At 72.1% G+C, this 18,244-nt stretch carries 15 protein-coding genes; 6 read left to right on the top strand and 9 right to left on the bottom strand.

Going from position 1 to position 18,244, the window contains the following annotated elements; genetic code table 11:
• The first annotated feature begins 13 nt into the window (after window positions 1–13).
• Together QSK36_RS09320 and QSK36_RS09315 are read left to right on the top strand one after the other, a co-directional pair.
• On the top strand, window positions 14–1,549 hold the full coding sequence (locus QSK36_RS09320; protein ID WP_285782067.1) for an acyl-CoA synthetase: 1,536 nt from the start codon (window positions 14–16) through the stop codon (window positions 1,547–1,549).
• Between the two features lie 133 nt (window positions 1,550–1,682).
• Window positions 1,683–2,981, top strand: a complete 1,299-nt coding sequence (locus tag QSK36_RS09315; protein WP_183531355.1) for a S1C family serine protease — start codon at window positions 1,683–1,685, stop codon at window positions 2,979–2,981.
• Between the two features lie 73 nt (window positions 2,982–3,054).
• Here QSK36_RS09315 and QSK36_RS09310 read toward each other — a convergent pair whose 3' ends face one another.
• From QSK36_RS09310 to QSK36_RS09275, 8 genes are all read right to left on the bottom strand, one after another.
• Window positions 3,055–3,942 carry a MurR/RpiR family transcriptional regulator gene (locus QSK36_RS09310; protein WP_285782066.1) on the bottom strand — a complete coding sequence of 296 codons (888 nt, stop codon included), beginning with the start codon at window positions 3,940–3,942 and terminating at the stop codon, window positions 3,055–3,057.
• Window positions 3,943–3,954: 12 nt separating this feature from the next.
• Complete coding sequence (locus tag QSK36_RS09305; RefSeq protein WP_240808741.1) at window positions 3,955–4,785, bottom strand: carbohydrate ABC transporter permease; 831 nt, start codon at window positions 4,783–4,785, stop codon at window positions 3,955–3,957.
• Window positions 4,782–5,681 (bottom strand): carbohydrate ABC transporter permease, encoded by a 900-nt coding sequence (locus QSK36_RS09300; protein ID WP_285782065.1) that lies wholly within the window; start codon window positions 5,679–5,681, stop codon window positions 4,782–4,784. Before QSK36_RS09300 ends, QSK36_RS09305 begins: the two co-directional genes overlap by 4 nt.
• Window positions 5,682–5,764: 83 nt before the next feature.
• Entirely contained in the window at window positions 5,765–7,072 is a 1,308-nt protein-coding gene (locus QSK36_RS09295; RefSeq protein WP_285782064.1) for an extracellular solute-binding protein, read from the bottom strand.
• A gap of 160 nt (window positions 7,073–7,232) precedes the next feature.
• The gene (gene cydC / locus QSK36_RS09290) at window positions 7,233–8,987 is read right to left on the bottom strand and encodes a thiol reductant ABC exporter subunit CydC (RefSeq protein ID WP_285782063.1); all 1,755 of its coding nucleotides are present in this window, start codon (window positions 8,985–8,987) and stop codon (window positions 7,233–7,235) included.
• A complete protein-coding gene (cydD, locus tag QSK36_RS09285) occupies window positions 8,984–10,720 on the bottom strand; it encodes a thiol reductant ABC exporter subunit CydD (RefSeq protein ID WP_285782062.1) in 1,737 nt (578 codons plus the stop codon). The genes cydC and cydD overlap by 4 nt, the downstream gene beginning before the upstream one ends.
• Window positions 10,721–10,730: 10 nt before the next feature.
• Window positions 10,731–11,477: a cytochrome d ubiquinol oxidase subunit II gene (locus QSK36_RS09280; RefSeq protein ID WP_183531358.1), complete on the bottom strand. Its 747-nt coding sequence runs from the start codon at window positions 11,475–11,477 to the stop codon at window positions 10,731–10,733.
• A 14-nt stretch (window positions 11,478–11,491) separates the two neighbouring features.
• Entirely contained in the window at window positions 11,492–12,679 is a 1,188-nt protein-coding gene (locus QSK36_RS09275; protein WP_285782061.1) for a cytochrome ubiquinol oxidase subunit I, read from the bottom strand.
• A 100-nt stretch (window positions 12,680–12,779) separates the two neighbouring features.
• Between QSK36_RS09275 and QSK36_RS09270 the strand changes: the two genes are divergently transcribed.
• The gene (locus QSK36_RS09270) at window positions 12,780–13,103 is read left to right on the top strand and encodes a helix-turn-helix transcriptional regulator (protein WP_076436494.1); all 324 of its coding nucleotides are present in this window, start codon (window positions 12,780–12,782) and stop codon (window positions 13,101–13,103) included.
• Here QSK36_RS09270 and QSK36_RS09265 read toward each other — a convergent pair.
• Window positions 13,063–13,779 (bottom strand): permease prefix domain 1-containing protein, encoded by a 717-nt coding sequence (locus QSK36_RS09265; RefSeq protein WP_183531360.1) that lies wholly within the window; start codon window positions 13,777–13,779, stop codon window positions 13,063–13,065. The two genes, QSK36_RS09270 and QSK36_RS09265, sit on opposite strands and share 41 nt — an antisense overlap.
• Window positions 13,780–14,180: 401 nt before the next feature.
• Here QSK36_RS09265 and QSK36_RS09260 point away from each other — a divergent pair, with 401 nt between their 5' ends.
• From QSK36_RS09260 to QSK36_RS09250, 3 genes are all read left to right on the top strand, one after another.
• A complete protein-coding gene (locus QSK36_RS09260) occupies window positions 14,181–14,651 on the top strand; it encodes a universal stress protein (RefSeq protein ID WP_183531361.1) in 471 nt (156 codons plus the stop codon).
• Between the two features lie 87 nt (window positions 14,652–14,738).
• The gene (locus tag QSK36_RS09255) at window positions 14,739–15,620 is read left to right on the top strand and encodes a universal stress protein (protein ID WP_285782060.1); all 882 of its coding nucleotides are present in this window, start codon (window positions 14,739–14,741) and stop codon (window positions 15,618–15,620) included.
• 163 nt (window positions 15,621–15,783) lie between these two features.
• Window positions 15,784–18,225 (top strand): ExeM/NucH family extracellular endonuclease, encoded by a 2,442-nt coding sequence (locus QSK36_RS09250; RefSeq protein WP_285782059.1) that lies wholly within the window; start codon window positions 15,784–15,786, stop codon window positions 18,223–18,225.
• The last annotated feature ends 19 nt before the right edge of the window (window positions 18,226–18,244 follow it).

Genomic DNA, 18,244 nt, shown 5'->3' with positions numbered 1-18,244 from the left:
GTAACGTTCGGTTATGCACCCTGGGGCGATCGCGGCGGTGACGCCGGACAAGCCTGCGGTGATCATGGCGGGCACCGGCCGCGTGATCACCTTTCGTGAACTCGACGAGGAATCCAACCGGCTGGCCCATCTACTGCGGGCCGCGGGCCTGAAGCCTGGCGATCACATCGCCTTCATGCTGGAGAACCATCCGCTCTTCCTCGTGATCGCGTGGGCCGCGCACCGCTCGGGCCTGTACTACACCGCGATCAGCTCCCGCCTCCAGGCCGACGAGCTGTCGTACATCGTGGACAACTGCGGGGCGCGGGTCTTCATCTCCTCGGCGAAGCTCGCCGGTGTCGCGAGCGCCGTCACCGAGGCCACGCCCGGGGTCGAGCTGCGGCTCATGGTCGACGGCGTCGCCCCCGGCTTCACCTCGTACGAGGAGGCCGTGGCGGGGCAGCCCGCGACGCCGCTCGACGACGAGTGCCAGGGCGCCGACATGCTCTACTCGTCGGGCACCACGGGACGCCCCAAGGGGGTCAAGCCGCCGCTCAGCCGGGCGCCGCTGGAGGCCCCCGGAGCCCTGGTGCAGCTCATCCAGTTCCTGTTCGCGCCCTCGGCCGACAGCGTGTACCTGTCGCCCGCGCCGCTCTACCACGCCGCTCCGCTGCGTTACAGCATGTCCTTCCAGCGCCTCGGCGCGACCGTCGTGGTGATGGAGAGGTTCGACCCCGAGGAGGCGCTGGCGCTCGTCGAGCGGCACCGGGTCACCCACGCGCAGTGGGTGCCCACGATGTTCGTCAAGATGCTCAAGCTGCCCGAGGAGGTGCGCCGGCGCTACGACCTGTCGTCGCTGGGCTGCGCCATCCACGCCGCCGCGCCCTGCCCCGTCGAGGTCAAGGAGCGGATGATGGAGTGGTGGGGGCCGATCATCCACGAGTACTACGCGGGCACGGAGGGCAACTGCTTCCTGTACGCGGGGCCGGAGGACTGGCTCGCGCACAAGGGCACGGTGGGCCGGCCGCTGCTCGGGGTCGCCCACGTCTGCGACGAGGACGGCGGCGAGCTGCCGCCCGGCGAGCACGGCACGGTCTACTTCTCCGACGGCCCGAAGTTCGAGTATCACGGCGACCCCGAGAAGACCGCGTCGGTCCAGGACCCCAAGGGCCGCGGCTGGACCACGCTGGGGGACATCGGCTACCTGGACGAGGACGGGTTCCTCTACCTCACCGACCGGCGCTCGTACATGATCATCTCTGGTGGGGTGAACATCTATCCACAGGAGGCCGAGAACGTGCTGGCGCTGCATCCCAAGGTGGCCGACGTGGCCGTCTTCGGGGTGCCGGATCCCGAGATGGGCGAGCAGGTCAAGGCCGTGGTGCAGCCGGCGGACCCGGCGGGCGCCGGTCCCGCTCTGGAGGCCGAGCTGATCGCCTACTGCCGGGAACGCCTGGCCCACTACAAGTGCCCGAAGTCGGTCGACTTCCGGGACGAGCTGCCCCGCCACCCCACGGGCAAGCTGTACAAGCGCCTGCTCAGGGACGAGTACTGGCCGCGGACGAGCTGACATAAAGTACGCGTAGGGCGCTCGGGGATCCCCACGCTGATCGCTTAGCGAGACCTTATCGCCGATGCGTCATCGTATTACGTGTACCGGCGGAGAGCCGGGATCACCGGCGAATCCATTGAGGGGGATGGCGATGAGCTCACCTGAGCATGTTCCCGGCAACGAGAACACCGAGATACTCCCCGGTCACGGCTGGAGCCAGTTCGGCAGCACCCCGCCGCAGCACGGGCAGTACACCGGGGCGTACCAGTCGTACGGCGCCTACGGGAGCGGCTCCTATGACACGGCGCAGTTTCCGCCGCCTCCGGCGCGGAAGGCCACGTTGACCGCCCGCCAGAAGGCGGGCGCGGGCCTCGCCCTCGTGGCCGTGGCACTGGGCGGCGGGGTCACCGGGGCCCTCGTCGCGAACAGCGTGAACGGCGGGCAGACGGTGATCGCGAGCCCGGTGGTCAAGGGGGTGTCCAACTCCTCGACCACCACGATCGCCGCGGTGGCCAAGGCGATCATGCCGTCGGTGGTGTCGATCGAGGTGAAGACCGCCACGGCCGGCGGCGAGGGATCCGGAGTCATCCTGTCGGCCGACGGCCTGATCCTGACGAACAACCACGTGGTGAGCATGGGCGGCGGGGGCGGCGGCACGGTCACCGTGAAGTTCAGCGACGGCAAGACCGCCAACGCCGTCGTCAAGGGCACCGACCCTCTCACGGACCTCGCGGTCATCCAGGCACAGGGCGTGTCCGGCCTGACCCCCGCCTCCCTCGGCGACAGCGACAAGCTCCAGGTCGGTGACGCGGTCCTCGCCATCGGCAGCCCGCTCGGCCTGGAGGGATCGGTCACCTCCGGCATCGTGAGCGCGCTCGACCGCACGCTCACCGAGGCCCCCGAGGAGCAGCAGCAGCAGTTCCCCTGGGGGATGGAGCAGCAGCAGCCGCAGAGCCAGGGCACGACGATCGGCGGCATGATCCAGACTGACGCCGCGATCAACCCCGGCAACTCCGGCGGCGCGCTGGTCAACTCCTCCGGGCAGGTCGTCGGCGTCAACACCGCGATCGCCACCTCGGGCTCCAGCTCCGGCAACATCGGCGTCGGCTTCGCGATCCCCATCAACACCGCGAAGCTGGTCTCCGACCAGCTCATCAAGACCGGCAAGGCGACCCACGCGTTCCTCGGCGTGAGCGTGGCCGACGCGGTCGGCGGCGCGTCCGGCGCGGTGGTCAGCTCGATCACGGCCGGCAGCCCGGCGGAGAAGGCCGGCCTCAAGGAGGGCGACCTGATCACCAAGATCAACGACAAGCTGGTGGACAGCGCGGAGGCGGTGCTCGGCACCATCCGCAGCTCCCGCCCCGGCGACAAGGTCACCGTCACCTTCACCCGTGACGGCAAGGAGACCACCATCACCACCACGCTCGCGGAGAAGTCGCCCACGAGCTGACGGCCCACGAACGTCGCCGGCGGGCCTCTGGGGGGACGGCCCGCCGGCGATCGCTTTTCTCCGGAAGAGTGCCCTACTTGCGCCGGCGGCCGCTGATCGCGCGGAAGGTGTCCTCCAGGGCGGTGAGGGTCTCGTCGTACGTGCGCCGGGCGGCCACCCCGACGGAGAGGCAGTCGACGACGGTGAGCTGGGCGATCCTGCTGCCCATCGCGCCGAACCGGAACGGGGTCTCGCGGGCCGCGGTCTTCAGCACGATGTCGGCCAGTTCCGTGATCGGCGAGGGGGCGAAGTTCGTGATCGCGATCGTGGTCGCCTGCCGGTCGGCGGCGAGCCGCAGCGCGTCCAGGACGTCGACGGTGGTGCCGGTGTGCGAGATGCCGATCGCGACGTCGCCCGCGCGCAGCAGCGCGGCCGAGGTGAGCGCGCTGTGGAAGTCCTGCCAGACGAACGCCATCAGGCCGATCCGGTGCAGCTTCTGGTGCAGATCGGCCGCGACGAAGCCACTCGCCCCGGCGCCGTAGAGATCCACCCGGCGGGCCCCGGCGATCGCGTCGACCGCGCGCTCCAGGGTGGCGATGTCGAGATGCTCGGCGGTCTCCGCGACCGCGCGGGAGTCGCTGTAGCCGATCTTGGCGACGATCTTCTCCAGCGGATCGTCGGCGCTGATGTCGCCGTCGAGTGGGCGGGCACTTTCGGCACGCGACGCCTCCAGCGTCGCCTCGCGGGCGAGCGCGATCCGCAGCTCGGGATAACCGCGCAGCCCGATGGCCCGGCAGAAGCGCAGCACGGTGGCCTCGGAGGTGCCGCACTCACGGGCGAGCACCCCGATCGGCCGGTCCGCGACGCCCTGGGGGTCGGCCAGCACCGCCCGCGCGACCCGTTGCTCCGCGGGCCGCAGAGACCGGATCGCGCCGCGCAGCCGCACGAGGATTCCGTTCGAGTAGTCTCCGCCGGAGCTCACGCCGCCCTGCCTCTACTTGCTCATGCCGGCGGTCAGCCCGGCGATGATCTGCTTGGTCGCCAGGACGAACAGCACGAAGAGCGGCGCCGTGGCGAGGACCAGCCCGGCGAACAGCGCCGACCAGTCGGTCGTGTACTCGCCGAAGAACTGCGACAACCCGCGCGGGATCGTGAACTTCTCGTCGGAGCGCAGCAGCACCAGCGGGTAGAGGAACTCATGCCACAGCGGCACGAACTGGAACAACATCACCGACGCCAGCGCGGGCCGCACCAGCGGCAGCATGATCTGCCCGAAGATCCGGAACTCGCCGGCCCCGTCGAGCCGGGCCGCCTCGTCCAGCTCGCCGGGCAGGGAACGGTAGAACGCCGACAGCACGAACATGCAGAACGGCACCCCGGACGCGGCGTACAGCAGCGTGAGCCCGAGCAGCGAGTCGATCAGGCCCATGGAGTCCATGAGGTAGAAGATCGGCACCAGGCCCAGGCGGATCGGCAGCATCAGCCCCGCCAGGAAGTACGCCCCGAGCACCCGGTTGCCGACGAAGTCGTAGCGGGCCAGCGGATAGGCGGCCAGCGCGGAGACCGCCGTGCCGAGCAGCACCGCGCCGCAGGTGACGACCAGCGAGTTCAGCAGGTAGGTGCTGAACGACGCCTCCGTCCACACCCGGGCGTAACTGTGCAGCGTGGGGGACGCCGGCAGCCCCAGCGGCGTGGTGAAGATCTCGCTCGTGGGCCGCAGCGAGTTGAGCACCATGACGACCAACGGCAGCAGCGCGACGACCGCGTACCCCCACAGCAGCAGGTGGACGGCGACGCGCCCGGGAGCCCGGTGCCGGGCCGTCACAGCAGTCTCCTCTCGCGGCGGCGGAAGTACGAGCTGGCCAGGAGCGACACCCCGAAGATGAACACGAACATCAGCACGGCGAGCGCCGACGACCGCCCGATGGCCTCTGTGCCGCCCTCCACGAACGCGACCCGGTAGAACAGCAGGCCGAGCACGTCGGTCGAGCCCGCCGGGGACCCGGTCGACCCGGCCATCGCGTAGACCAGCCCGAAGGCGTTGAAGTTGCCGATGAACGTCAGCACGCTCACCACGCCGATCGCCGGGGTGAGCAGCGGCAGCGTCACCCGGCGGAACGCCTGCCAGGCCGAGGCGCCGTCGACCCGGGCCGCCTCGTGGTATTCGGCCGGGATTCCGGCGAGCGCGGCGGAGAACAGCAGCATGGGGAAGCCCACCCACTGCCACGCGTTGACCACGATGACGATCGGCAGCGCCGTACGGGTGTCGCCCAGCCAGGGCAACGCCCACGAGTCCAGCCCGGCCGCCTCGAGCAGGGAGTTGACCGGGCCGAACGTCGGGTTGAGCAGCAGGCTCCACAGGTAGCCGACGACCAGCGGGTCCACCAGGTAGGGCGTGGTGAACGCGGCCTGCAGGAACCGCTTGCCGCGGCCGTACCGGTACAGCAGCAGGGCGAACAGCAGCCCGACCGTGTTCTGGATCAGCATCGTCCCGGCGAAGAACAGCGCGTTGTGCCCGAACGCCCGCCACAGCTGCTGGTCGTAGGGGTAGACGCCGAACAGGTCGCGGTAGTTGCCGAGCCCGGCGAACCCCGTCTGCCGGATCCCGCGCCACTCGAAGAAGCTGTAGTCGAGCGCGGTGACCAGCGGATAGACGATGAAGACCGAGTAGAGCAGGAGCGCGGGCAGCAGGAAGACGGCCAGCACCCGCCACCGCGGCACGTAGCGGCGACCGGCGCCGGTGCGTGCCGCGCGACGTCCGGGGGATCGGCCGGGAGAGCGGCCGGGAGAGCGTCGGCGCGCGCTCAGTTCCCCGGCTTGAACCACTGCTCGACGCCCTTCTGCACGCTCTCGGCGACCGCCTTGGGATCGGTCTGGCCGACCAGCATCTTCTGCACCTCGTCCCGGAAGACCGCGTCACCGTTCGGCTGGCCGTACCGGAAGTCGACGAGCAGCGTGTACGGCGCGCCGTTGGCGGCGTAGTTCTTCGCCATCTCGGCCAGCAGCGGGTCCGACGGCGTGACCCCGGGAACCGCGGACAGCTGCTTGAGCTCGCTCGCGTAGAGCTGCCCGAACTCCGGCGTCGCCATCCACTTGACCAGTTCGAGCGCCTCGGCCTGGTGGGCCGACTTGGCGTTGACGCCGAACGAGCCGTCGGCCCAGCCCGGCGTGACGGGTGTGGTCACCGGGGAGCCGGGCGGCGGCGGCACCTGGAAGGCGCCGACCTCCAGGCTCGGGTTGGCCGCGAGCACGGGCGCCAGGTCGAAGCTGCCCGTGGGGTACATCGCGGCCTTTCCGGTGGCGAACAGCGCCTGGACGTCGGGGATCTTGACGGCCACCACGTCCTTGGGGAAGTACGGCTCCAGGTCCTTGAGCAGCTTGATCGAGGCCGTGAAGTCGGGGTCGGTGAACTTCTTCTCGCCGCTCAGCAGCGCGTCCCGGAATTTCGTGCTGCCGTAACGGGCGTTGCCGAAGATCTCGTGGACGATCGGCAGCGTCCAGGTCGCGTCGGGCCCTGCCGCGACGGCGAACGGCGTGATCCCGGCCGCCTTCAGCTTCCCGGCCGCCGCGATCATGTCGTCCCAGGTGGCGGGGGGCTGGATGCCGTTGTCGCCGAACAGCTTCTTGTTGTAGAGCACCTGGAGCGTCTGGTAGGCGAAGGGCACGCCGTAGATCTTGCCGTCCTTGTGGCCCTTGGCGCCTTCCAGCAGCTTGGCGTCGAAGCCGGACAGCGCGTCGACCTTGCCGTCCAGCGGCACCAGCTGGCCCGCCTCGACCAGCGGCTGGAGCCCGCCGTACGCCCGCAGTTGGGCGACGTCGGGCCCGGCGGTGCCGGACAGGCCGGTGGCCAGGATGTTGTTGTACTCGGTGGCCTGGAACGGCTTGAACTCGACGTGGATCTTCGGGTGCGACTCCTCGAACTTGGCGAGGATCTTCTCGTACGCCTTGACGTCCTCCACCCGCCACGACCACAGGCTCAGCGTGACCTTGTCGCCGCCCGCCTTGTCGCCCTGTGCCTCGCCGCCCTGGCCGGATGCGCCGCCCCCGGGAGCGCACGCCGCCAGCGCCACCGCGAGCACGCCGATCGCTCCCGCGATCCACCTTCTCTTCATGAGACTCCCTTTCGGGTTGTAGCCAGTTCGGCGAGCGCCATGTGTGTAGGTAAATGCCATGCAAGGTCATCGCGTTGTCTGAAAATTACTTACATCTGACAAGATCCGCAATGCCTTCTTCACGGAAGGTTCACGCGAACAGGCGGCGGGGCGAGAGCGTTCAGCCGCGGTGGCGGGTGAGGGCCTCCGACTCCCACAGGTCGCGGTAGTAGCCCGGCACGGCGACGAGGTCGGCGTGCGTGCCGCGCTGGGTCACCCTGCCGCCCTCCAGCACGACGATCTCGTCGACCTGCTCCAGGCCGCGCAGCCGGTGGGTGACCAGCAGCGTGGTGCGGCCCCGCGTGGCGTCCAGCAGGTCGGCCATCAGCAGGTCGGCCGTCTCCTCGTCCAGGGCCTCGGCCGGCTCGTCCAGCAGCAGCACCGGCGGGTCGTACAGCAGGGCCCTGGCCAGCGCGAGCCGCTGGAGCTGGCCGCCGGAGACGGTGCGGCCGTCCTCGCCGAGCACCGCGTCCCAGCCGGTGCGCTCGGTCCAGGCGTCCAGGCGGGCCCGCCGCACGGCCGCCTCGATGTCCTCGGTGGACGCCTGCGGCCCGGCAAGGCGCAGGTTGTCCCTGACCGTGGCCTGGAAGACGTACGGGTCCTGGGTGAGGCCCGTGACGAGCGCCCGCACGTCGTCGGAGGACAGGCGCCGCACGTCGATCCCGTCGAGCCGTATCGTGCCGGACTCGATCTCCACGGTCCGCATCAGCGCCGACAGCAGGGTGCTCTTGCCCGCGCCGCTCGGGCCGACCACCGCGACGCGGCGGCCCGGCGTCAGCGTCAGGCTCACGCCGTTCAGCGCGGGCTCGCGCCCGCCGTGGCGCACCACGAGGTCGTCGACCTCGACCGTCAGCGGCGGCTCGGGCGCGGGCGCCGGGTCCGCGGGCTCGCGCACCGCGGGAGAAGTGGTGGCAATCTCCCTGAGCCTGCGCAGCGCCGCGACCACTCCCGCGAACCGCTCGCCCGCCGCTGCCAGCGGCAGCGCGGGCTCGAAGGCGACCAGCGAGGTAAGGGCGGCCACGGCGGTCGCGACCCGGTCGAGACCGGCGGCCTGGGCCGCCAGGACCACGGCGACGACGGTCAGCCCCTGGGTCAGCATGCCGACACCGAGCGCGGCGGCGTTGATCCGGGCCTGCCCCCGCTCCAACCGGGACAGCCGCCCGTCGGCGTCCATCGCCGCCGACAGCGCCCGGTCACGCGCGCCGTACGCCGCGAGGTCGGCCGCGCCGTGGACGAGGTCGGCCACCCGGGCGGCCAGGTCGGCGCGGGCCGGGGCGATCCGCGCCGACCAGCGCCGCGCGGCGGCGGCCGTGCCCGCGGGCAGCAGCACCCCGGCGACGAGCAGGCCGGCGGCGAGCACGAACGCGGCGGCGGGCAGCAGGAAGCCCGCGATGACGACGGCGGCGACGCCGGTGATCAGCGCGGCGGCGGCCGGCAGCAGGCAGCGGACGAGCAGGTCCTGCACGGCGTCGGTGTCGTCCACCATGCGGCTGAGCAGGTCGGCTCCGCGCTGCGGCAGCGGCCCGGCCGGGATCAGCGCCCGATAGAGACGCTCGCGGGTGCCCGCCTGGGCCCGCAGCGCGACGTCGTGCCCGGCCAGGCGCTCGCCGTACCGGAACACGCCGCGGGTGGTCGCGAACGCCCGCACGGCCACGATCGCGACCGACAGCGCCGCCAGGGGCGGCTGCTCGGCGGCCCGTGTGATCAGCCAGGCGGCCGACGCGATGAGCGCGACCCCCGCGAGGTCGGCCGCCGCCCCGGCGAGCGCGGCGAGCACGAGCCGCCGGCCCATGCCGGTGCCGGTGACCACCGACAGCGGTGAGGCCGCTGTGGTCGTGTCCGTGGTCGTCTCCGTGGTCGTCTCGGCGCGGCTCATCGGGCCTCCCCGCCCTGCACCGGAACCGGCGGGACGAGGACGCCGCCGTCGAGGCGGACGACCCGGTCGGCCAGGTCGATCATCGCCGGGCGGTGCGCGACGATGATCGCCGTGCGGCCCTCGGCCAGCCTGCGCGTGGCCGCCACGATCGCCGCCTCGCTCCTGCCGTCGAGCCGCGCCGTGGGCTCGTCCAGCAGCAGCACCTGGGCGGCGGGGCGGCAGAAGGCCCTGGCCAGGGCGACCCGCTGACGCTGGCCCGCCGACAGGTTCGCGCCGCGCTCGCCGAGCGGGGTGTCGTACCCCTGCGGCAGGGCGCCGGCGAACTCGGCCACCCGCGCCGCCTCGGCGGCGGCCCTGATCTCGTCCGGTCCGGCGGCAGAGCCGAGCGCGATGTTGTCGGCCACCGACGTCGCGAACAGGTGCGGGCGCTGCGGCACGAAGGCGAGCCGTCGCCGCCACTCGTCGAGGTCGAGGCCGGCCAGATCCGCCCCGTCCGCCAGCACCCGCCCCTCGGACGGGGTCACGAACCCGAGCAGCAGGTGCAGCAGCGTGCTCTTGCCCGCGCCGCTCGGGCCCACGATCGCCACCCGCTCACCCGGCCGGATGACCAGCGAGACGCGGTCGAGCGCGGTCTCCTCGCGGCCCGGGTAGCGCACGGTGACGTCCTCCAGCCGGATCTCCGGCGGCCCGCCGACCGGCCCGCCGACCGGCGCGGCACGCCCCGCGGCCCCTGCCTTTTCCGCGCTCCTCGCGCTTGGTGCCTTGCCCGTGCCCGTCGCGGCTCCGGCCGACGGGGTCTCCTGCCCGGCCTCCTGCGGCGGGTTGATCACCGCGAACGCCTCGTCGGCGGCGGCGACGCCCTCCATGGCGGCGTGGAAGCGGGTCCCCATCGCGCGCAGCGGCAGGTACGCCTCCGGGGCCAGCAGCAGCACGAGCAGCGCCGTGCGCAGGTCGAGCGAGCCCGACAGCAGCCGCAGCCCCACGGGCACCGCGACCAGCGCAAGCGACAGCGACGCCACGAGTTCGAGCACCAGCGACGACAGGAACGCCACCCGCAGCGTGCGCATGGTCGCGGCGCGGTGGGCCTCGGCCACCTCGCGGATCACCGACGCCTGGTAGCGGGCCCGGCCGAAGGCCCGCAGCGTGGGCAGGCCGCGCACGACGTCGAGGAAGTGGCCGCCGAGGCGGGCCAGCGCACGCCACTGCCGTTCCGTCACGGTCTTGGTGGTCCACCCGACCAGCGCCCCGAAGATCGGGATCAGCGGCAGCGTGAGCACCACGATCACGGCGGTGGCCAGGTCGGCCACGAAGAGCCGGACCACGACCGCGAGCGGCACGACCCCGGCCACGGCGACCGACGGCAGGTAACCCGTCAGGTAGGGGTCGAGCGCGTCGAGTCCCCGGCCCGCGAGCGTCACCACCTCACCCGACCGGTACGCCGGCCCGAGACCCTCCACCCGGCCGAGGAGCAGCCGCCGCAGGGCCGACTTCAGCGCGGTGGCCGCGCGGCCCGCGAGCACTCCCTGCGCCCATCCGAGCAGCCCGCGGCAGGCGACGACGAGCGCCAGCGGGAGCAACACGGCGACCGCGAACCGGCCGGACAGCACCCCGGCCAGCAACTCCGCCTGCACGAGCACGAGCAGCCCGGCCACCACCGCCGCCGCCAGGCAGCAGGCGAGATGGATGCGGACGCTCCGCTCCGCGCGGGCCAGCCGGAGGAGATCCTTGTGCAACGGTCCCCAATCAGAAGAACGTCGGCAGCGCGCCCCTGGAGAAAGTGCGCCACACCCATACTTGCGCGCCCGCGAGGATCGGGGCGACCGGGACCACCATGACACTGAGCACAGTCAGTGTCTGATCCGGGGCGGCGTTGCCGAGCATGTGGGCGGCCGCGGCCGCCATGACCAGGACCGCGGGCGCGGCGGCGGCGCAGGCCGACAGCAGCAGCGCCCGCCCGCTCCCGCGCGGGCCGTTCCGCAGGCGCCAGGCCGCGAAGGTGCGGCCGTGCCAGGCGAGCAGCGCGAGCAGCGCCACACCTCCCGCCACGGCCGGGACGTCGAGGGGCGAGGCGGGCAGGCCGCGCGCGACGGCCACCAGGATCGCGCCCCACGCGAGCGCCAGCCCCGCCGAGCCCGCCCACAGCGCGCCGTCCCACGCCAGCCGCCAGGCGGCGCCGTCGGCCCTGCGGCGGAACCACAGCCCCGCGTCGCGCACGATCCAGGCCAGCAGCAGGGCGACGACGAGGGGATAAAGGCGGCTCAGCGCCTGGCCCTCCAGCACCGGGAACGCGCCGAACAGCACGCCGGCGAGCGCGACCAGCCACACCTCGTTGGCGAGCACGAACGGCGCCATCGCGCCGACGAGGCGGTCGCGGTCGGCAGGGGAGCGGCCCAGCACGGGCAGCAGCACGCCGAGCCCGATGTCGAAGCCCTCCAGGGCGAAGTAGCCGGCCAGCAGGACGGCGAACGTCAGGAACCAGAAGATGTCCATGGGGAGCGTGTCCTCTACAGCGAGTGGGCGGGGACGGGCTCGGCGGTGACGGGAAGGTCCGCGGTGCCGAGCGCGACCCGTCCCGGGCCGCGCCGTATGGCACGGGCGATGAGGACGTAGTCGACGAGGGCGAGCAGCCCGAGCACGCCCGCGAACCCCGCGAAGGAGGCGGTGATGTCCGCCCGGGTCAGTCCGGGGGTGAGGGCGTCGGCCACGGAGAGCTTGCCGTACACCAGCCAGGGCTGGCGGCCGACCTCACGGACGATCCAGCCGGCGATCGCCGCGACGAACGGCAACGGAGTCATGATCATGAGGAGTGGGTGCAGCCAGCGCCAGCGGGCCAGCAGGTCGCGGATGAGCAGCGGCGCCAGCACGAACATCACGCCGAACTGGACGAGCTGCCCGATCATGATCATCAGTCCGAGTGCGACGCCGGGGGCCGCCCCGTGGAACTTGTCCGGCTGCACGTCGCTGACCGGCCCGAACTGGGCGTAGCCGAACCCCACCGTGAACAGCGACCCGACGAAGGCGGTCAGCACGCCGATGCGCAGGGAGCGGGTGAAGAACTCCCGCTCGGGGGTGCGCCGGTACAGGTGGTAGGCGCTGGCGCCCATCACGACGAACCCGCCGGCCCACAGACCGGCGCTCAGCACGTGGGGGAGCGCGAAGACGAGGGTCGGGTTGGTGAACAGGGCGCCGAAGTCGCGCAGCACGAGCCGTCCGCCCTCCTCGGCCGAGCCCGCCGGGTTCTGCAGGAAGGAGTTGGCGACCATGATGAACAGCGCCGAGGCGTACGCCGTCAGCGTCACCAGCCAGATGCAGGCCACGTGGAGCCCGCGCGGCAGCCGGTGCCAGCCGAAGATCCACAGGCCCAGGAACGTGGACTCCAGGAAGAAGGCCAGCAGCGTCTCCATGGCCAGCGGTGCGCCGAACACGTCGCCCGCGTAGTGCGAAAGCCCGCTCCAGCTCAGTCCGAACTGGAACTCCATCACGAGCCCGGTGACGATGCCGAGCGCATAGTTGATCACGTAGATCTGCCCCCAGAAGCGGGTCATCCGCTCGTGCAGGGGGTTCCCGCCGATGGCGTACCGCGTGTGCATGATCGCCACCAGCGGGGCCAGCCCGAGCGTGAGCACGACGAACAGGAAGTGGAGGCTTCCGGTCACGGCGAACTGCAGCCGGGCGAGGCCGACGACGTCCATTGGTCTCTCCTTGGCGTCCTAAAGCTTATACGTAGACTGCCTACATATAGACAGCCTACATATAGACTGGACGCGTGAAGAACCGGGATAGGCTGCGGGCGTGAACGCCGACGCGCTCCGGGGCCATATGGACGCCCTGCTGCTCTCCGTGCTGGAGCGCGAGCCGCTGCACGGCTACGCGATCATCGAGGCGCTGCGCGAGCGCAGCGGCGGCGCACTCGACGTGCCGACGGGCACGGTCTACCCCGCGCTGCGCAGGCTGGAGCGGGCCGGGCTGCTCGCCGGCGAGTGGGCCTCCGACGGGGGGCGCAAACGGCGGACCTACCGCCTCACCGACGCCGGGCGCAAGGCGCTGGCGGGGGAGCGGTCGGCCTGGCGGTCGTTCACGACCGCGATAGGGAGCGTTCTCGATCCGCTGCGCTGAGCGCGGCGACGGCCCTGGTGCAGCGCAGGCAGTGCGCCGCGCTGTACAGCTGCCACACGGAGAGCAGGTCGCTGACCAGGGCCACGGCCAGTCCGGGGAGGTAGCCGCTGAACCCCACAGGGCCGTGGGCGGCCGCCGCCAGCGCTAGGCCCGACACCCCGATCAGTGGCGTCTCGATCCAGACGAACAACCCCAGCCACCGGGTGAGCCGCGCGGGACGGCGGACGCGCCGCGCCCCGCGGCCGAACGCGAGCAGCGCGACGCCGCCCATCACGCCCACGCTGAGCTGGAGCAGGTCCACCGTCCTGGCCAGCAGCCCGAACCACGCCGGTTTGATCTCGTCGACATGCGGGCTCTCGGGGAAGATCCGCCAGATCACCGCCCACATGAACGCGATGAGCGGCACGCTGAGGAACAGCAGCATGGCCGTGCGGCGGCCCTGGCTCACCGTCAGCTCCCCCTGGAAGCCCGGCGCGACCTCGGGCACGGTCCCGAAGTCGGCGACCGCCAGCCGTTCGGCCTCGGCTCGGGGGAGACCCTCGCCCTCGTACGCCTCGGCCGCGTCGAGCAGGCTGTCGCGCGCCTCGGTCAGCAGGTCGCGCTTGGCGCCGCCCGGGCCCCGCAGCGCATGACGCATCGACGCGACGTACTCGTCGATCGGACCCGCGTTCCCCATCGTCCCTCCCCGGTCTGCGGCAAGCGTACGGCCGGGAGCCCTGGGGCGCATCAGGGTGATCCCTGACCTGGGCCCAAGGTCCCATGCGGCCCGAGCCGTACGGCACTGCCGCCGCGGGCCGCCGTGCGGTGTCCTTGAGGATGTGGAGCGGGCAACGAGACGGTCAGCGGGCGTCTCCGGATCGGCAAAGGGGGGGAGCGGCACCGCTCCGGTTCGCAGATACCCTGTCCTCAGGTGAGCCCGGCCCCCCAAAACATGGCCCTGTCCCTCCTGTGGCGGGAGGGACAGGCGGTCTTTGTGGGTACAGGGATGCTCGTGGGCGGTGTCTTCTGACCGTTTCGCCGCGGCAACACCCTGTTAACCCTGGTCGGCGAGACTGAGAGCGGAGAGCGAGGCGGAACGTGAACCAGCCGAAGATCGTGGTGGGCATCAACGGGTCGATGGCGTCGCAGGCCGCACTGCGGTGGGCCGCCGCCGAGGGTTCGCTGCGCGGCGCGCGGGTCGAGGCGGTGTACGCCTGGGAGTGGACGGGCGGGCTGCACGCCCACTACGCGCCGATCGCGAGCCGCACCTCACGGGAGGACGAGCACAGGACGGCCCTGGACGTCGCCGGTCAGGCCGTCGCCGAACTCGGTGAGCGTCACGTCGAGCCGGTCGTCGTCGAGGGTCCGCCGGCGCAGGTCCTGCTGCGCGCGACAGAGGGCGCCGACCTGCTGGTGCTGGGCGCGCACGAGGCCGAGTCCGAGCCTTACCCCGTGCTCAACCCGGTCGTCTCCGCCTGCCTGCTCCGGGCCAGGTGCCCGGTCGTCGTCGTGCTGCCCGGCATGGAGCACGACCGCCGTCCCGGAGTGCTCGCCGGCAGCCGGTCCTGATTTGACCTCCGCCAGGGGCCGGATGTCCTCCCGGTCTCGGGACTTTCCGCCCTGCCGGACCGCACGGCCCGGGCGGAGCATGAGGGCATGGACCCCAACAGCCCAGCCGGCGGCCCAGCCACCAACCAGGGCATCGTCGTCGGGTACGACGGCTCCGACTTCGCCATGCAGGCGCTCGACTGGGCGATGGACGAGGCCGAGTTCAGGGACTCGCCCATCACCGTCTGCCACGCCTGGCAGTCGCCGTACGGCGCGGGCGACGAGGAGGCGCGCAAGTCGCTGCACCAGGCGGCCGAGCACGTGCTGTGGCACGGCGCGGAATGCGCCCGGCAGTGCACGAGCGGCGTCCGCGTGCGGGAGGACCTGTTCGAGGGGCCGGCCTCCGACCGGCTCGTCGCGCTGTCGGAGACGGCCGACCTCGTCGTCGTGGGATCGCGCGGCCTGAGCGGCGCGGCCCGCCGGATGATGGGGTCGGTCGCGGGGCACGTCGCGACGCACGCCCTCTGCCCGGTGATCGTGGTGCGCGGCACGGGATCGCTGCCGCATCGCAGGCACCCCGGCCCCATCGTCGCCGGCGTCGGCGGCGGCGACGACCACGTCCTCGCCTTCGCCTTCCGCGAGGCCGCCCTGCGCGGGCTGTCGCTGATCGCGGTGCACGCCTGGCGCTACCCGGCCGCCGCCTGGAGTGCGGGCATGGCGCCCATGGTGATGTCCGACGTCCCCGGCAGGGAGGCCGTCGAGGCCCTGGAGCGCACCGTGGAGCCCTGGCGGGCGCGGTATCCGGACGTGCACATCGTGCTCCAGCCCGTCGAGGGGCCCGTGCTCGACGTGCTGGCCGACGCCGCACCCGGTGCGACCATGCTGGTCGTCGGCGCGACCCGCGCCCGGGGGGTGCTCGGCAGGCTCGGATCGGTCACCCGGCCGCTGATCGACGCGGTCACCTGTCCGGTGGCCGTCGTCCACTGCTGACCGGGAGACCCATCCGGAAAGGACCGATCCATCCCGAACCGCGCCGCGCAAGGGCAGCACGCCTACGTTTGCGACGTCAGGCAATCGGCAAATTCATACAAGTTTGTGTTAAAGACACTTATTGGTCCTGGTGTCGCGGTGGTCTACCCCTAAAGTCCGGGACATGCGTGCTCTCTCCCGGGCCTTTCCCGATGACCACCCCGGTGGCCGCGACCTGAGACGTGGCGTGAGACGCGGCGCCCGCGCGGTCGCCGCGCTCGCGGCCGCCGGTCTCCTGACCGCCGGCGTCACGGTCGCGTCGCCGGCGCCCGCCTCGGCCGAGCCGGGCGCCGTGGTGATCAGCCAGGTGTACGGAGGCGGCGGCAACTCCGGCGCCCCCTACACCAACGACTACGTCGAACTGTTCAACCGCGGCACCGCCACGATCTCGCTGGACGGCTGGTCCCTCCAGTACACGAGTGCCACCGGGACCGGCCAGTTCGGCTCCCAGAAGCAGGACCTGTCGGGCTCGCTCGCCCCCGGTCAATATCACCTGGTCCAGCTTGCCGCCGGATCGACGCCGAGCGGTACGCTGCCGTCCGCCGACACCGTCGGCACTCTCAGCCTGAGCGCCACGGCCGGCAAGGTCGCCCTGGTCCGCTCGGCCACCGGTCTCGCCTGCAACGGCGGCTCCTCGCCCTGCACACCCGAGCAGACCGCGCAGATCGCCGACCTCGTCGGATACGGCACGGCCAACTACTTCGAGGGCACGGCGGCGGCCCCGGGCCTGAGCAACTCCACCGCCGCGGTGCGCGCCGGCGGCGGCTGCGCGGACACCGACGACAACGCCGCGGACTTCGCCGCGGGCACACCCGCGCCGCGCAACACCGCGACGCCCCCGGCTCCCTGCGGCGCCGCCTCCCCGTCGCCGTCCGCCTCGCCCTCGGTCTCGCCGTCGGCGTCGCCCTCCGCCTCGCCGACGCCCAGCACGGACCCGTGCGACGTCCCGGCGAACCGGCAGATCGCCGAGGTCCAGGGCAGCGGCGCCGCCTCCCCGCTCGCAGGGCAGACCGTCCGGGTCGAGGGCGTGGTGACCGGCGACTTCCAGGCCACGAACCAGCTCAGCGGGTTCTACTTCCAGGACCCCACGCCCGACGCCGACCCGGCCACCTCCGACGGCCTGTTCGCGTTCGCCCGGGCGTCGTTCAAGGACGTCAAGGCCGGTGACCGCGTGCTCGTCACCGGCCGGGTCACCGAGTTCAACGGGCTCACCGAGCTGTCCCCGGTCACGGCGGTGGACGTGTGCGGCACCGGGACGATCACGCCGAAGACCTACGACCTGCCGCGGGCCGACGGCGCCACCTTCGAGCCGTACGAGAACGTGCTCGTGACCTTCCCCGAGCCGCTGACCGTGACCGACCACTACAACCTCGGCCGGTACGGCGAGGTGACGGTCTCCGCCGGCGGCAGGCTCTTCCAGCCGACCGACCGGCCCGGCGTGAACCCCGCGCTCGACGCCCGCAGGTCGCTGCTGGTCGACGACGGCTCCAGCACCGAGAACCCCGCCACCATCCCGTACACGACGCCGCAGGTCGTCCGGCTGGGCGACACCGCCGTGGGCATGACCGGCGTGCTGACCTACGGCTTCGGGGAGTACCTGCTGGAGCCCACCAAGCAGGTCACCTTCCTGCGCACCAACCCGCGGCTGCCCGCGCCCCTTCCCGTGGGCGGCAACGTCCGCGTGGCCAGTCTCAACACGCTCAACTGGTTCACGACGCTCGGCTCGCGCGGCGCGGACACCGCCGAGGAGCAGCAGCGGCAGCTCAAGAAGACCGTCGCGACGCTCAAGGGCCTGAACGCCGACGTCGTCGGGCTCATGGAGGTCGAGAACAACGGCCAGACGGCCGTCAACGCGCTGGTCGACGCCCTGAACGCCGAGGTGGGCGCGGGCACGTACGCCGCCCTGACCCACCCCTACCCGGGCACCGACGCCATCCACGTCGCCGCGATCTACAAGCCGGCGAAGCTGACCCCCGTCGGACAGACGCGGTCCTCGACCGATCCCGTCTTCCGGCGGCCGCCGCTGATCCAGACCTTCCGCCGGGCGGGCGGCGGCCAGCCGTTCACGCTGCTCGTCAACCACTTCAAGTCCAAGGGCTGTGACGAGGAGGCCACCGGCGGCGACACCGACCAGGGCGACGGGCAGAGCTGCTACAACGCCGAGCGCGTACGGCAGGCCAAGGCCGTGCTCGGTCTCATCGACTCGATGGACCTGCCGAACCCGCTCGTGATCGGCGACCTCAACGCGTACGGCGAGGAGGACCCGATCCACACCCTGGAGACGGGCGGCCTGACCAGCCTGTCCAAGCGGTTCGTCCCCGCGGCCCAGCGCTACAGCTACCTGTTCGACGGGCTGTCGGGCGAGCTGGACCACGCGATGGCCGGCAAGCAGCTGGTCAAGCGGGTGACCGGGGCGACCATCTGGCACGTCAACGCCGACGAGCCGCGCATCCTCGACTACAACCTGGAGTACAACCCGCCGAGCCTCTACCGGCCCGACGCGTTCCGCTCCTCCGACCACGACCCGCTGCTGATCGGGCTGAACCTGCCCGGCGGCAAGGGCTGACGATCCGCACGCGAAGGGG

The sequence above is a fragment of the Microbispora sp. NBRC 16548 genome, assembly GCF_030268985.1.
GTDB classification, from domain to species: domain Bacteria; phylum Actinomycetota; class Actinomycetes; order Streptosporangiales; family Streptosporangiaceae; genus Microbispora; species Microbispora catharanthi.
This window is presented reverse-complemented; position numbering and strand designations above follow the sequence as displayed.

Excerpts from the sequence above, each read along its gene's own strand:
- QSK36_RS09280 (WP_183531358.1), bottom strand. The coding sequence starts at position 11,477 with ATGGACATCTTCTGGTTCCTGACGTTCGCCGTCCTGCTGGCCGGCTAC.
- QSK36_RS09250 (WP_285782059.1), top strand. The coding sequence starts at position 15,784 with ATGCGTGCTCTCTCCCGGGCCTTTCCCGATGACCACCCCGGTGGCCGC.
- QSK36_RS09265 (WP_183531360.1), bottom strand. The coding sequence starts at position 13,779 with ATGGGGAACGCGGGTCCGATCGACGAGTACGTCGCGTCGATGCGTCAT.
- QSK36_RS09275 (WP_285782061.1), bottom strand. The coding sequence starts at position 12,679 with ATGGACGTCGTCGGCCTCGCCCGGCTGCAGTTCGCCGTGACCGGAAGC.
- QSK36_RS09315 (WP_183531355.1), top strand. The coding sequence starts at position 1,683 with ATGAGCTCACCTGAGCATGTTCCCGGCAACGAGAACACCGAGATACTC.
- QSK36_RS09295 (WP_285782064.1), bottom strand. The coding sequence starts at position 7,072 with ATGAAGAGAAGGTGGATCGCGGGAGCGATCGGCGTGCTCGCGGTGGCG.
- QSK36_RS09255 (WP_285782060.1), top strand. The coding sequence starts at position 14,739 with ATGGACCCCAACAGCCCAGCCGGCGGCCCAGCCACCAACCAGGGCATC.
- QSK36_RS09320 (WP_285782067.1), top strand. The coding sequence starts at position 14 with ATGCACCCTGGGGCGATCGCGGCGGTGACGCCGGACAAGCCTGCGGTG.
- cydC (WP_285782063.1), bottom strand. The coding sequence starts at position 8,987 with ATGAGCCGCGCCGAGACGACCACGGAGACGACCACGGACACGACCACA.